Annotated in this window: 7 protein-coding genes and 1 pseudogene; 3 read left to right on the top strand and 5 right to left on the bottom strand. The window is 71.5% G+C overall.

Features of this window, described 5'->3' with window-relative positions:
- Positions 1–75 precede the first annotated feature (75 nt).
- Together G3I19_RS28025 and G3I19_RS28020 are read left to right on the top strand one after the other, a co-directional pair.
- Complete coding sequence (locus G3I19_RS28025; protein ID WP_164266508.1) at positions 76–1,395, top strand: MFS transporter; 1,320 nt, start codon at positions 76–78, stop codon at positions 1,393–1,395.
- Positions 1,396–1,508: 113 nt separating this feature from the next.
- Positions 1,509–4,430: an FAD-binding and (Fe-S)-binding domain-containing protein gene (locus tag G3I19_RS28020; protein ID WP_164266507.1), complete on the top strand. Its 2,922-nt coding sequence runs from the start codon at positions 1,509–1,511 to the stop codon at positions 4,428–4,430.
- Positions 4,431–4,562: 132 nt separating this feature from the next.
- On the opposite strand, the gene G3I19_RS28015 is transcribed toward G3I19_RS28020, so the two are convergent.
- The 3 genes from G3I19_RS28015 to ald form a co-directional block, all read right to left on the bottom strand.
- Entirely contained in the window at positions 4,563–6,095 is a 1,533-nt protein-coding gene (locus tag G3I19_RS28015; RefSeq protein WP_343235231.1) for an amino acid permease, read from the bottom strand.
- Between the two features lie 319 nt (positions 6,096–6,414).
- Positions 6,415–7,785 carry an aspartate aminotransferase family protein gene (locus G3I19_RS28010; protein WP_164266506.1) on the bottom strand — a complete coding sequence of 457 codons (1,371 nt, stop codon included), beginning with the start codon at positions 7,783–7,785 and terminating at the stop codon, positions 6,415–6,417.
- A gap of 158 nt (positions 7,786–7,943) precedes the next feature.
- Entirely contained in the window at positions 7,944–9,059 is a 1,116-nt protein-coding gene (gene ald / locus G3I19_RS28005) for an alanine dehydrogenase (RefSeq protein WP_164266505.1), read from the bottom strand.
- 390 nt (positions 9,060–9,449) lie between these two features.
- Between ald and G3I19_RS28000 the strand changes: the two genes are divergently transcribed.
- Entirely contained in the window at positions 9,450–10,913 is a 1,464-nt protein-coding gene (locus G3I19_RS28000; protein WP_164266504.1) for a PLP-dependent aminotransferase family protein, read from the top strand.
- On the opposite strand, the gene G3I19_RS27995 is transcribed toward G3I19_RS28000, so the two are convergent.
- Positions 10,867–12,138, bottom strand: a complete 1,272-nt coding sequence (locus G3I19_RS27995; protein WP_164266503.1) for an MFS transporter — start codon at positions 12,136–12,138, stop codon at positions 10,867–10,869. The two genes, G3I19_RS28000 and G3I19_RS27995, sit on opposite strands and share 47 nt — an antisense overlap.
- 153 nt (positions 12,139–12,291) lie before the next feature.
- A pseudogene (locus G3I19_RS27990) lies at positions 12,292–13,272 on the bottom strand (cobalt chelatase); the annotation flags it as partial.

Raw genomic sequence — 13,272 nt, 5'->3', positions numbered from 1 at the left:
GGCAGGTCCCGCGCCGCGGCCCCCGGTGCCTCTGGCACTCAGCCCCCCTGCGCCCTCGACCCGGAGGCATCCCCCATGCCCGCACCAGCGCAGACGCCGATCAGCAAGGTCGCCCTGGCCGGCGCCATCGGCACAACGATCGAGTGGTACGACTTCTTCCTCTACGGAACGGCCGCCGGAATCGTCTTCGACAAACTCTTCTTCCCCAGGTTCGACAGCCTCGTCGGCACGCTCCTGGCCTTCGCGACCTTCGCCATCGGCTTCGTCGCACGCCCCCTCGGCGGGGTGGTGTTCGGCCACTTCGGCGACCGGGTGGGCCGCAAGACCGCCCTCGTCGTGACCATGTTCATCATGGGCGCGGGCACCTTCCTCATCGGCCTGCTGCCCACCTACGACAGCATCGGCATCTGGGCGCCCGTCCTGCTGATCCTGCTCCGTATCGTCCAGGGCGTCGGGGTCGGCGGTGAGTGGGGCGGCGCCGTCCTGATGTCCGTCGAACACGCCCCCGAGGGCCGCAAGGGCTACTACGGGAGCTGGCCGCAGATCGGCGTCCCCGCGGGTCTCATGCTCGGCACCGGGGTGTACGCCCTGCTGTCCAGCTCCCTGTCCAGTGCCCAGTTCCTCGACTGGGGCTGGCGCATCGCCTTCCTGCTCAGCGGCGCGCTCGTCATCATCGGGCTCTACATCCGGCTCCAGGTCTACGAGACACCCGCCTTCAAAGCCGTACAGGAGAAGCAGGACCAGGCCCGGATCCCGATCGTCGAGCTGCTGCGCACCTCCAAGCTGAATCTGCTGCTCGGCATGGGAACGCGGATGGCCGAAGGGATCGCCTTCAACACCTGGGGCGTCTTCGCCATCGCGTACACCACCACCGAACTGAACGTGTCGAGGACCCACGCACTCATCGGCGTGATGGTCGGCGCCGCGGTCTGCATCCCCATGATCCCGGTGTGGGGCGCGATCTCCGACCGGTTCGGCAGACTGCGCGTCTTCGGGCTCGGGACCGTGCTCTTCGGCCTGTCGGCCTTCCCGGCGTTCGCCCTCTTCAACACCGGCTCCTCCCTGGTCATCGCGGGCACACTGGTCGTGACACTCGGCCTGTTCTACGGGGCGATGTACGGCCCGCAGGCAGCGCTGTACGCCGAGCTGTTCCCCGCGAACGTCCGCTACAGCGGCGTCTCCTGCGTCTACCAGGTCTCCGGGGTCTTCGCGAGCGGGCTCACCCCGCTGATCCTCACCAGCCTGCTCGCCTCCGGCGGCGGCCGCCCCTGGCTGATGTCCGTCTACATCGTGGCCATGTCGGTGCTCAGCCTGGTGTCCGTCATCCTCATCGCCGTACTGTGCCGCAGGATCGGCGCGCAGACACCGCAGCCGGTACCGGTGCTGCAGAGCTGAACCGCAAGGCGCGGGGGACCGAAGCTCCCCCGGCCGCGCCCCGTACCCCTGCCCGCCGCGCCCCGCCCCGACATTCAGGGCGGGGCGCCCCTGACCCACCGTGAGGTAGCGCTGTGCACACGCCCCATCCCCGATCCGCGCTGGAGATCACCGACGCGCTCCGCCGCGCCGGTGCGGCGGACGTCGACGACTCCCCGCTGGCCCGGTCGCTCTACGCGTCGGACGCCTCCTTGTACCGGGTGCCGCCGCGCGCGGTCGTCTTCCCCCACGACGCCGACGAGATCGCCGCCGTCCTCGCGGTGTGCCGGGAACAGCGGGTCCCGCTCACCATGCGCGGCGCGGGCACCTCCATCGCGGGTAACGCCGTGGGCCCCGGCGTCGTCATCGATACCTCCCGGCATCTGAACCGGGTGCTGGAGATCGACCCGGACGCCAGAACCGCCCTGGTGGAACCAGGGGTGATCCAGTCGAGCCTGCAGCGCGCCGCCGCGCCGCACGGCCTGCGCTTCGGCCCCGACCCGTCCACCCACAACCGCGCGACCCTCGGCGGCATGATCGGCAACAACGCCTGCGGCTCCCGCGCCCTCGGGTACGGCCGCACCAGCGACAACGTCCTCGGCCTCGACGTCCTGGCGGGAACGGGGGAGCGGCTGCGCCTCGGCGCGGTGCCGCACACCACGGCCGCCTCACCGCTGCTCGACGGCCTCAGGGACATGACCGGCAGCGAACTCGAAGTCATCAGGACCGAGTTGGGCCGCTTCCCCCGTCAGGTCTCCGGCTACAGCCTCGAACACCTGCTGCCCGAGCGCGGCTTCGACGTGCCCCGTGCGCTCGTCGGCAGTGAAGGCACCCTGGCGCTGACCCTCGCGGCCCGGGTCCGGCTCGTACGCGACGAGCCCGAGCGCATCCTGATCGCTCTCGGCTACCCGACCATGGCGGACGCGGCGGACGCGGTCCCGGCGATCCTGCCGTACACACCGGTGGCCTGCGAGGGGCTCGACGCGCGGATCGTCCGCGTGGTCGTCGACCGCAAGGGGGCCGCCGCACTCCCCGAACTGCCCAGGGGCGAAGGGTGGCTGCTGGTCGAGCTGGCCGGGGAGAGCTCCGCGTCCCTCCTCGCCGACGCGGACCGGCTGATCGCGGACGCGGGGGCGCTGGACTCCCGTACCGTCGTCGACACCGCGCACGCCGCCGCGCTCTGGCGCGTACGGGAGGACGGCGCCGGGCTCGCCTCCCGCACACCGGCGGGCGAACCCGCCCACTCCGGATGGGAGGACGCGGCGGTCCCGCCCGCGCAACTCGGCGCCTATCTCAGGGAGTTCGAGAGCCTGATGGCCGAGCACCGGCTGACCGGACTGCCGTACGGGCACTTCGGTGACGGCTGCGTCCATGTCCGTATCGACTTCCCGCTCGGCTCCGCCGACGGGACGCGCGCCCTGCGGGAGTTCCTCTTCCAGGCCGGTGAACTGGTCGCCCGGCACGGCGGATCCATGTCCGGCGAGCACGGGGACGGGCGCGCCCGCGGAGAGCTGCTGCCGCTGATGTACTCCCCGAAGGCCATCGGCCTGTTCGAACGCGTCAAGAGTGTCTTCGACCCCGACGACCTGCTCAACCCGGGCGTCATCGTACGGCCCGACCCGGTGGACCACGCCGTCCGCGCAGCGGACGCACCGCCGCTGCGCCGCAAGGAACTCCCCACCCTGGGACTGGCCTACCGCCATGACCGCGGCGATCTGTCGATGGCGGTCCACCGGTGCACCGGCGTCGGCAAGTGCCGTGCCGACACGACCGCGAGCGGCGGGGTGATGTGCCCCAGCTATCTCGCCACCCGCGAGGAGAAGGACTCCACCCGCGGCCGGGCCCGGGTGCTGCAGGATGTCGTCTCCGGCCGGCTCGGCCCGGACGGCTGGCGCTCCCCGGCGCTGCACGACGCGCTCGACCTCTGCCTGTCCTGCAAGGGCTGCTCGTCGGACTGCCCGACCGGCGTGGACATGGCCGCGTACAAGGCGGAGGCGCTGCACCAGAAATACCGGCGCAGGCCACGCCCGCGCAGCCACTACGCGCTCGGCTGGCTGCCCCGCTGGGCCCGGCTGGTGCGGGCTCTGCCCGGCCTCACCCGGCTGGCGAACCTGCTGATGCGCTCGCGGGCCCTGCACCCGCTCCTCGTACGCGCAGCCGGGGTCGACGCGCGTCGCCAACTGCCCGTGTTCGCGCCCGAGACCTTCCGCCACTGGTTCGCCCGCCGCTCCGCGCGGTCCACCGGCGGTGCCCCTGCCCCGCGCCACGGTGATGTGGTCCTCTTCGTCGACACCTTCACCGACGCCTTCTCGCCCGGGACCGGCGCCGCGGCCGTCGCCGTCCTGGAGGACGCCGGATACCGGGTCACCGTCACCGAACAGCCCGTCTGCTGCGGGCTGACCTGGATCTCCACCGGTCAACTCGACGGCGCACGAAAGCAGATACGTGCCACCGTGCGGGCGCTCGCGCCACACGTCAGGGCCGGCGCGCTGGTCGTCGGCATCGAGCCCTCCTGTACGGCCGTCCTCCGCTCGGACGCGGCGGAACTCCTCGGCGACGGTGCGGGCGAGGCGGGCGAGGCGGGCGAGGCGGGCGACGCGGACGGCAGGGCCGCCGCCGAAGTCGCCGCGGCCACCCGTACGCTGGCCGAACTGCTCGGCCGGACCCCGGACTGGACCCCGCCCGACCTGACCGGCACCACCGTCGTCGCCCAGCCGCACTGCCACCACCACGCCGTCATGGGCTGGGAGGCGGACGCCGAACTGCTGCGCAAGGCCGGCGCCACGGTCGAACGGCTGGGCGGCTGCTGCGGGCTCGCGGGCAACTTCGGTGTCGAGGAGGGCCACCACGACGTCTCCGTCGCGGTGGCCGGGCAGCAGCTGCTGCCCGCGGTCCGCGAGGCGGCCCCGGACGACACGATCCTCGCCGACGGTTTCAGCTGCCGTACCCAGCTCGACAGCCTCACCGACCGCTCCGGCGACCACCTGGCCCAGCTCCTGGAGCGACACCTTCCGTAAGCGTTCTGCCAGTGTTCCGGATGTGCGTGACGCACCGCGCCGCCGCTGCCGTATCCGGGCAGCGGCGGCGCGCGGGTGTCAGGGCCTTCCGGCGGTCGGCGGTGATCGCCGCAGGACCCCTTAGTGGTCACTTCACTTACGGGAATCCAGCACGGGGGCGGGCTCGGGGCCTGGCCCGGGGCCGGAATCAGGACCGGAAGCGGGTCCTGACGCAGGGCCGGACCCGGGCCCGGACGCAGGGCCGCCCGGGGCGGGGGCGCCGGCCGTACGCGCCCGTACGCGGTCCCGGTAGGCGCGAATCCCGTACGCGCCCAGGACCACCGCGACGGTCAGCAGGCTGGCGGCGAAGTCGGAGCGGGTGGAGGGCAGGACCGCCATCGCGATGATGACCGCAGCCATCGCGGCGATCGTCAACCAGCTCAGATAGGGGAAGCACCACATTTTCAACGTGAGCGACCCCGGGTCCTCGCGCTCCAGCCGACGCCGCAGCCGCACCTGGGAGAGGGCGACCAGGAGATAGACGAAGAGGGCGACCGCGCCGTAGGAGTGGACGATGAAGGAGAACACGGCGTCCGGTGAGACATACGCGATGATCACCGACACATAGCCGAGCACCGTCGCGAGCAGGATCGCGCGCCGGGGCACGCCCCGCTTGCTGAGCTTGGTCAGACCGTGCGGTGCGTCATTGTTCCTGGTCAGCGCGAACACGATCCGGGAGGCGCTGTAGAGACCGGCGTTGAGCGAGGAGAGCACCGCCACCAGGATCAGTACCCGCATGAGGGTGCCGGCACCGGAGATCCCGATGTGCTGGAGCGCCGAGACGTACGGGCCCTGCGCCACCGAAGGGTCGTTCCACGGGACGATCGCGATGACCAGGAAGATCGAGCCCACGTAGAACAGCAGGACACGCAGCACGACCGAGCGGGTCGCCTTGGCCACGCTGCGCTGCGGGTTCTTGGACTCGGCGGCGGCCAGCGCGGCGATCTCGGCGCCGGTGAAGAAGCCGACCGCCGGAATGACGGCGGTGAGTACCGCGCCGATGCCGTGCGGGGCGAATCCGTGGTGCTGGGTCAGATTGCTGACGTCGGCGTGGGCGCCGGGCCACAGCCCGAGGACGAAGATCAGACCGACGACGAGGAAGACGGTGATGGCGGCGACCTTGATCGAGGAGAACCAGTACTCGAACTCGCCGAACGAGCGCACCGAGAACATATTGACCCCGGTGAGCAGCACCATCAGACAGAGGCTGACCACCCACAGCGGGACACCGGGCAGCCAGGCATGGATCTGGCTGGCCCCTGCCACCGCTTCGAGAGCGACCACGTTGACCCAGAAGTACCAGTAGAGCCAGCCGATGGTGAAGCCGCCCCAGTTGCCGAGTGCGAGCCTGGCGTACGCGTAGAAGGAGCCGACCGCCGGGCGGGCCACGGCCATTTCGCCCAGCATCCGCATGACGAGGATGACAAGTCCGCCGGCGAGCAGAAACGAGATGATCGCGGCCGGCCCGGTCTCGTCGATCACCACTCCGCTGCCGACGAAGAGTCCTGCTCCGATCACCCCGCCCAGGGCGATCAGGGTCATATGCCGCTGTTTGAGTTCGCTCCGGAGTCCGGCCCCTCCGGACTCTTCGCGTCCGATCTCGCCGGACCCGTTGTTCTCTGCCACGGGGACCCCTTATTTCGGAAAGTGCGTGGAGCTGCCGTCGGGAAATCAGCAGTGCCCGGCATGCTGGCCGAAAAGTGAAGGTGAGAGGAAGATCCAGAACGGGCCCCCGGCCGGGTACCAGAGCCCTGAATTCCGATTCCGTGCCCGTTCCACGGGAATTCAGTCCCCTATCCACACGCTATCCGCACGGCTATGGGAGGGAGAATTCCGGCCACGGAATGGGGAAAGCCTATACGGAGGCACGCCGATGCAGCCGGTGCGGGGAGGGAAGCGCCGGAAAGCGCTGTCCCTCCCCGCACCGGCGTACGGCCGCCCCCGGTCAGCCGGTGACGCTCTTCTCGACGTCGTCGACCATCGTGTCGACCGCGCTGAGCAGCTCGTCCAGCACCGTCCGGTCGGCCACCAGCGGCGGCGAGATCATCAGCATCGTCGCGCCGCGGTCGTCGGGGCGCAGGATGACCCCGGTCTTCCTGAACGCCTGCGGGAGCACCTCGCGCAGCACCTTCTGCGACTGCTCCGGGCTGAGTTCGCGCCCGGAGTCACGGTCGGCGGTGAACTCGACCGCGTAGAAGAAGCCCATGCCCCGTACGTCCTTGACGACACGGTGGCGCTGCTTGATCTCGTCGAGTCCGGCGCGGAGTCCGGGCGCGAGCGTGGTGACGTTGTCCAGGACCTTCTCGTCGCGCATCGCGGTGATGTTGGCGACCGCGACGGCGGTGGAGACCGGGTGGCCGCCCCAGGTGGCGCCGTGGGTGAACGTACCGCCGGAGGGGGAGTCGTAGAGCCCGCGGACCAGCGGCTCGCGGGCGATCATGCCGCCGAGCGGGGCATAGCCGGAGGTGGAGCCCTTGGCGAAGGTGATCATGTCGGGCACCACGCCGAAGTAGTCGCTGCCGAACCAGTGGCCAAGCCGTCCGAAGGAGCAGATGACCTCGTCGGCGACGAGCAGCACCCCGTAGCGGTCACAGATCCGCCGCAGCTCGCGCCAGTAACCGTCCGGCGGGACCAGCGCGCCGCGCCCGTTCTGCACGGGCTCGGCGAAGACGGCCGCGACGGTCTCGGGGCCCTCCTCCAGGATGGCCGCCTCGATGGCCCGCACACACTCCAGCTCGTCGGCGGGACCGCAGTCGCCGGTGTGGCCAAGGGTGTTGGGCACATGCCGGACACCGGGCAGCAGCGGCAGGAACGGGTCGCGGATCTTCGGGAGGCCCGTGACCGACAGGGCGCCCAGGGTGACGCCGTGGTACGACATGTTGCGGCTGATGATCTTCGTACGCTCGGTGTGGCCCTGGCTGCGGTGGTACTGCCGGGCGAACTTGATGGCCGTCTCGACGGCCTCAGAACCGGAGTTCACGAACCAGGTGACCTCCAGGTCGCCGGGGGCCAGCTCCGCTATCAGGCTCGCCGCCTCCACGGCCGGCGGGTGCGCGGCGCCCCAGTTGGTGGAGTAGGCCAGCGTCTCCATCTGCTGGGTGGCGGCCGCGACGATGTCCCCGCGGCTGTGCCCCATGTTCACGCAGAACAGGCCCGCGAGACCGTCGAGGAAACGCCGGCCCTGCTCGTCGTACAGATAGCAACCCTCGCCGCGGACGAAGACCGGCAGTTCGTCGCTCCGCCAGACGTCCTGGCGGGTGAAGTGCTGGCCGAGATGGCGCTGCGCCCTGGCACGGAACGCGGACTCGTTGGTCACGGTGGATCTCCCCTCCTGGCCCGGCGGCCGCCGGGCGGGTGGTGTGCGGTGGTGGACCGGATGTGCGGGTGGCCGGGTGCGCGATGGCCCGGCGTACGGTGGTTGCTCGCGCGGCCGGGTGGCTCGTGCGGCCGGGTGGGCGGTGTACTACCGGTGTACTAGACGAGGGCCTGGGCGGCGTCGACGTACTTCAGGCCGTGCGCCTCGGCCACCGGGCGGTAAGTGACCTGGCCGCCCACGATGTTGATGCCGCGTCCGATGGCGGCGTCCGACTCGGCGGCGGCGGCGATCCCGTTCGCGGCGATGTTCAGGATGTACGGAAGCGTGACATTGGTCAGCGCGTAGGTCGAGGTGTTCGGCACCGCGCCCGGCATGTTGGCGACGCAGTAGAAGACCGAGTCGTGCACCCGGTACACCGGGTCCGCGTGAGTGGTGGCCCGGGAGTCCTCGAAGCAGCCGCCCTGGTCGATGGCGATGTCGACGAGGACCGAACCGGGCTTCATCCGCGAGACCAGCTCGTTGGAGATCAGCCGGGGCGCCCTGGCGCCGGGGACCAGCACCGCGCCGATGACGAGATCGGCGTCCAGCACCGCGGCCTCGACCTCGTACGCGTTGGAGGCGACGGTGGTGATCCGGCCCCCGTACATCCGGTCGGCGGCGCGGAGTTTGTCGATGTTCTTGTCGAGCAGCACCACATCCGCCCACATACCGGTGGCCACCGCCACCGCGTTCATCCCCGACACCCCGGCGCCGATGACGACGACCTTGGCGGGCCGGGTCCCCGATACACCTCCCATGAGCACACCGCGGCCGCCCGCGGCCCGGGTGAGGTGGTGGGCGCCGGCCTGCGGCGCCAGCCGGCCCGCCACCTCGGACATCGGGAAGAGCAGCGGCAGCGAGCCGTCGACGGCCTGCACCGTCTCGTACGCGACCCCGGTGATCCCGGACTCCAGCATCGCGTCGGTGCACTCCCTGGAGGCCGCCAGATGCAGATAGGTGAAGAGCGTCTGGTCGGCGCGCATGCGGTGGTACTCCTCCGCCACCGGCTCCTTCACCTTCAGTACGAGCCCTGAATCCGCCCAGACCTCGTCGGCGGTCGGCACGATGGTGGCGCCGGCCCGGACGTAGTCGTCGTCCGCGATCGACGAGCCGGCGCCCGCGTCCTTCTCGATCCGGACGCTGTGGCCCGCCCTGACCAGCTCATGGACGCCGGGGGGAGTGATGGCCACCCGGTACTCGTGGTTCTTGACCTCGCGCGGAATCCCGATCTTCACGATGATCTCCCCTCGGTGGTGCGGGGCGCTTCCGGCCCGTGCCGGAGCGACGGAGCCGTGCCGGGACAGACCCGGAAACGGCTGACCCGCAGTACGGACGGGTGCCCCGGCGGGGCACACCGTGCTGAGTGCACCACCAGAGTGACGACCGGCTGGTCCGGACAGAAGCGCCAGATCCGCGCCATCCGACGGGTCCAGGCCCGAAACGCGATCCGGGCAGCCGACCCGGTCCGACCTCTGGAGTAAAGGCTGTTGTCCGGCTACGCTCCCCGTCAGCTGGTACCCCCGAACAGAGCAGAAGCAGCCCGCCGGATGGGGACAGCGGAGTACCGCGCCGGGGGCCCGGCCCCAGGGGCCGCGCGCGGCCCACGTGATCCGCAGGAGGCGCGTATGCCACGTACATTGATCGAGATCGACCGGACGTCGGGGGAGCCGCTCTACCGGCAGATCCGCAAAGCGCTCGAACACGGCATCGCCGTCGGCACCATCGATGCCGAGCGGCGACTGCCGTCGTCACGGGAGCTGGCCCGCGAGCTGAGCCTCTCCCGCAACACCGTCAACGCCGCCTACCAGGAGCTGGTCGCCGAGGGGTTCGTGGAGAGCCGTGAGCGGCAGGGGATCTTCGTCAACCGCGAGATGCGCCCCTACTGCGCGGTGGAGGAGCGGCCGCCGGCCGAGCGCTTCGACTGGGGGGCACGGCTGCGCGGCCACCCCGAGGACCGGCTCCCGCACATCGAGAAACTGCCCGACTGGGCCGACTACCCGTACCCCTTCCTCGCCGGACAGGTGGATCTGCGGGCCTTCCCCGCCCGGGACTGGTCCAGGGCGCTCAACGAGGCGCTGTACCAGCCGCACGCCCAGTACAGCCTCCAGGACAGCATCGCCGCCGACGACCCGCTGCTCGTCGAGATGCTCTGCCGCCAACTGCTGCCCGCACGCGGGGTGGAGGCCGCTCCGGACGAGATCCTGGTGACCGTGGGGTCCCAGCAGGGCCTCGACCTGCTGAGCCGGGCCCTGCTGGGAACCGGCTCGACGGTCGCGGTGGAGGACCCCGGCTATCTGGACGCCCGGCACATCTTCGTACGCGCCGGTGCCCGGCTGCTCCCGCTGCCCGTCACCTCCGCCGGGGTGGTCCCGCCGGCCGGTCTGGCCGGGGTCGACCTGCTGCACGTCACGCCGTCCCACCACCACCCGACCAATGTCACGCTGAGCATCGGCCGGCGCAGGGAACTGCTCTCGCTGGTACGGGAGAGCGGCACGGTCATCGTCGAGGACGACTACGACAGCGAATTCCGCTACCAGGGCAGTCCGACGCCCGCGCTGAAAGGGCTGGACACCACCGGCCAGGTCGTCTACCTGGGCACCTTCTCGAAGTTCCTGGCACCGGGGCTGCGCATGGGCTACGTGGTGGCCTCCCGCGAACTCATCAGGGAACTGCGCGACTTGCGCCGCTACTCCGTACGGCACCCGTCGGGCCACATCCAGCGCGCCCTCGCGCTGCTCATCCAGTCCGGCGAGTACCACCGTGCCGTACGCCGCTACCGCGGCCAGCTGATGCGCAAGTGGGAGGCCGCCACCGCCGCCGTCAACACCCACCTGCCCTGGCACACCACACCGTCGCCGGGCGGGGTGAGCCTGTGGATGACCGGGCCGCGTGAACTGGACTGCCGCAGACTGGTGGAGCTGGCGCAGCGCCGCGGCGTGCTCATCGAGCGCGGCGACATCTACTTCCTGTCGGGGCAGCCTCCGCTGAACCACTTCCGGATCGGTTTCGCCGCCCCGCAGGTACGCGCGATCGACCCGGGCATCAGCATTCTGGGCGGCCTTGTGGAGAAGATGCTGGCGGCGGCGTGAGGAACTGCGCCCCCGCGGGCCGGTAGCGGCCGGATGTCGCGGTGGCCGCCGCCACCAGGGCCGCCGTGGCCGTCGCCGCGCAGCTGACGACGAACGGCGCACCGGGACCGTACGCGTCCGCAAGGCGGCCCGCGAAGATCACGCCCACCGACTGTGCCACCAGGACACTGCTCACCAGCATGGCCATGGCCTCACCGATCCGTTCGCGGGCGACGATCCGCTCGGTCAGCCCGAACACGGTGATCAGGTGCGGGGCGACAGCCGCGCCGACCAGTGACACCGCGAGCGCGATGGACACCATGGAGTCGGCCGGCAGCAGCGGCAGCGAGGTCACCAGCAGGGCGCAGGTCGCCAGCCGCAGGCGCAGCGGCAGCCCTATCCTGGCGGGCACAGCGGCGGTCGCGATCCCCACGAGGGCACTGGCCCCGCCCAGCAGGGCATAGATCAGCCCCGCCGCGCCGGGGCTGCCGAGGTGGGCGGCCGTCGCCGAGACCCCGGCCTGCACCGAGCCGAACAGCAGCCCCTGCATGGCCATACTGCACAGCAGCAGGGCCAGCGCCGGAGTCATCAGCGAACCGGAGCCCCGGCCACCCGCGGGCGGCCCACTGCCCGCCGGCGCGGACGGATGGACGGCGAACAGGGTGCCGCAGACACCGACGAGCACCGCGGCCAGCACCATGGCGGGCGCCGGTGCGACGAGAGTGGCCAGGACGCCCGTCACCGCGGGACCGAGGGTGAAGGACACCTCGTCCGTGGTGCCGTCGAAGGACAGCGCCGACCCGATGAGCCGCTCCTCGTCCGGGCGGCCCTTCACCATCGACAGCCACCGGCCGCGCGCCAGCGGGCCGACCTGCGGCACGGCCAGCCCCACCACCGCGGCGAGGAGGGTCTGGAGCGCCACCGGCCGGTCCGTCACGGCTGCCGCCACCAGGGCCAGGATGGCCGTCGCGTTGACCAGTGAGGCGGTCAGGACGACGGTCCGCTGGCCCCGCCGGTCGGCGAGCCGTCCGACGAAGGGCCCGCCGGTCGCCTCACCCAGGGCCAGCGCGCCGCTCACCAGAGCGGCGTCCCCGACGCTGCCGGTCTCGGCGCCGACCAGCAGCAGGGTGCCGATCGGGCACATCGCCGCGGGCATCCTGCCGAGGAACGCCACGGCAGGCAGCCAGGGGCCGAGCACCGACAGCAGCTCACGGAACCGTGCGATCGTCCCGTTCGTCGGCGGCACTGCGGTGTTCCCCTTCCCGATGGCTGTGCCGTGGACGCTACGGACCACCGACGCACCCCGGCTACCGGCGGCGGTGACAACGGGATCGCCCCGATGAGGGCCGCCTCCTGGAGAAACCTCCAACGGAGCCGCGACGGCGCGGAGATGTCCCGGTCAGCGGATCAGACCGAGGATCTCCCGGAACACCCCGTTGTCCGGGCCTCGTGAGAGGTCCAGGACACGGGAGCGGCGGTAGTACGGGCTCAGATCGAGGCCCAGCCCCACCCCGTACACCTCGACCGCCCCGGACTGCTCGTACCGCGCCACCACATCCCTGAGATGCCGGTCGAGGAAGCGGGGATCGTTGGCGCGCAGAGTCGCGGTGTCCATCGGGCCACCGTCCGACAGCACGAACAGCAGCCGCCGGCTCCCCGGTTCGCGCTCCGCCGCTGTGCCCTGGGAGCGGCGGGCCGCCCAGGCCACCGCCTCGCCGTCCACCCCCTCGCGGAAGAGGTCCGGTTTCAGCAGGGCCGCGATGTCCCGGCGGGCGGCCCGCCACGGTGTCGCGGCGTCCTTGAACACCAGGTGGCACTGCTCGTTGAGGCGCCCGGGGCGCGGTGGCCGGCCGGCGCGCAGCCAGTCGCGGCGGGCCCGGCCGCCGTTCCAGGCTCCGGTGGTGAAACCCAGGACCTCGCACTCGGCACCGGCCCGGTCCAGGGCCCTGGCGAACACATCGACCAGCAGGGCGAGCGCTTCGCCGTACTCCTTCATGGAGCCCGAGCAGTCGATCAGGAACGTCACCCGTGCGTCGGTCGCGGGTTCGGTCCGCTCGGCCCTGAACACCCGGCGCTCGGTGGGGGAGCCGATCAGCCGGGCCAGCGCCCGGCCGTCGATGTACCCCTCCTCCTGGGCGCCGTCCCAGCCCCGGGGCACGGGCGAGGCCAGCCGGGCCGTCAACTCCCTGGTGATACCTGCCATGTTGATGCCCTGTGCGGCGATACGGCGGTCGAGCCGCTCACGGTAGCCGGTCAGCGCCGCCGGGCGTACCAGGGAGCCTGCCCGCCGCTGCCGGTCGTAGGCCGTGGTGAAGACGCGGTAGCCGCCGCCCTCGCCGGTGTCCGGGCCGGCCGGCGCGGCGGCGGCACCGGCCGGGCC

This window comes from Streptomyces sp. SID10853 (assembly GCF_010548145.1).
In the GTDB taxonomy this organism is placed as follows: Bacteria; Actinomycetota; Actinomycetes; order Streptomycetales; family Streptomycetaceae; genus Streptomyces.
The sequence above is the reverse complement of the archived record's forward strand: the minus strand, read 5'-3'. Positions and strand labels throughout refer to the sequence as shown.

What these genes read in the sequence shown, in the direction of transcription:
- G3I19_RS28025 (WP_164266508.1), top strand. Translation starts at nt 76, where the DNA reads ATGCCCGCACCAGCGCAGACGCCGATCAGCAAGGTCGCCCTGGCCGGC.
- G3I19_RS28000 (WP_164266504.1), top strand. Translation starts at nt 9,450, where the DNA reads ATGCCACGTACATTGATCGAGATCGACCGGACGTCGGGGGAGCCGCTC.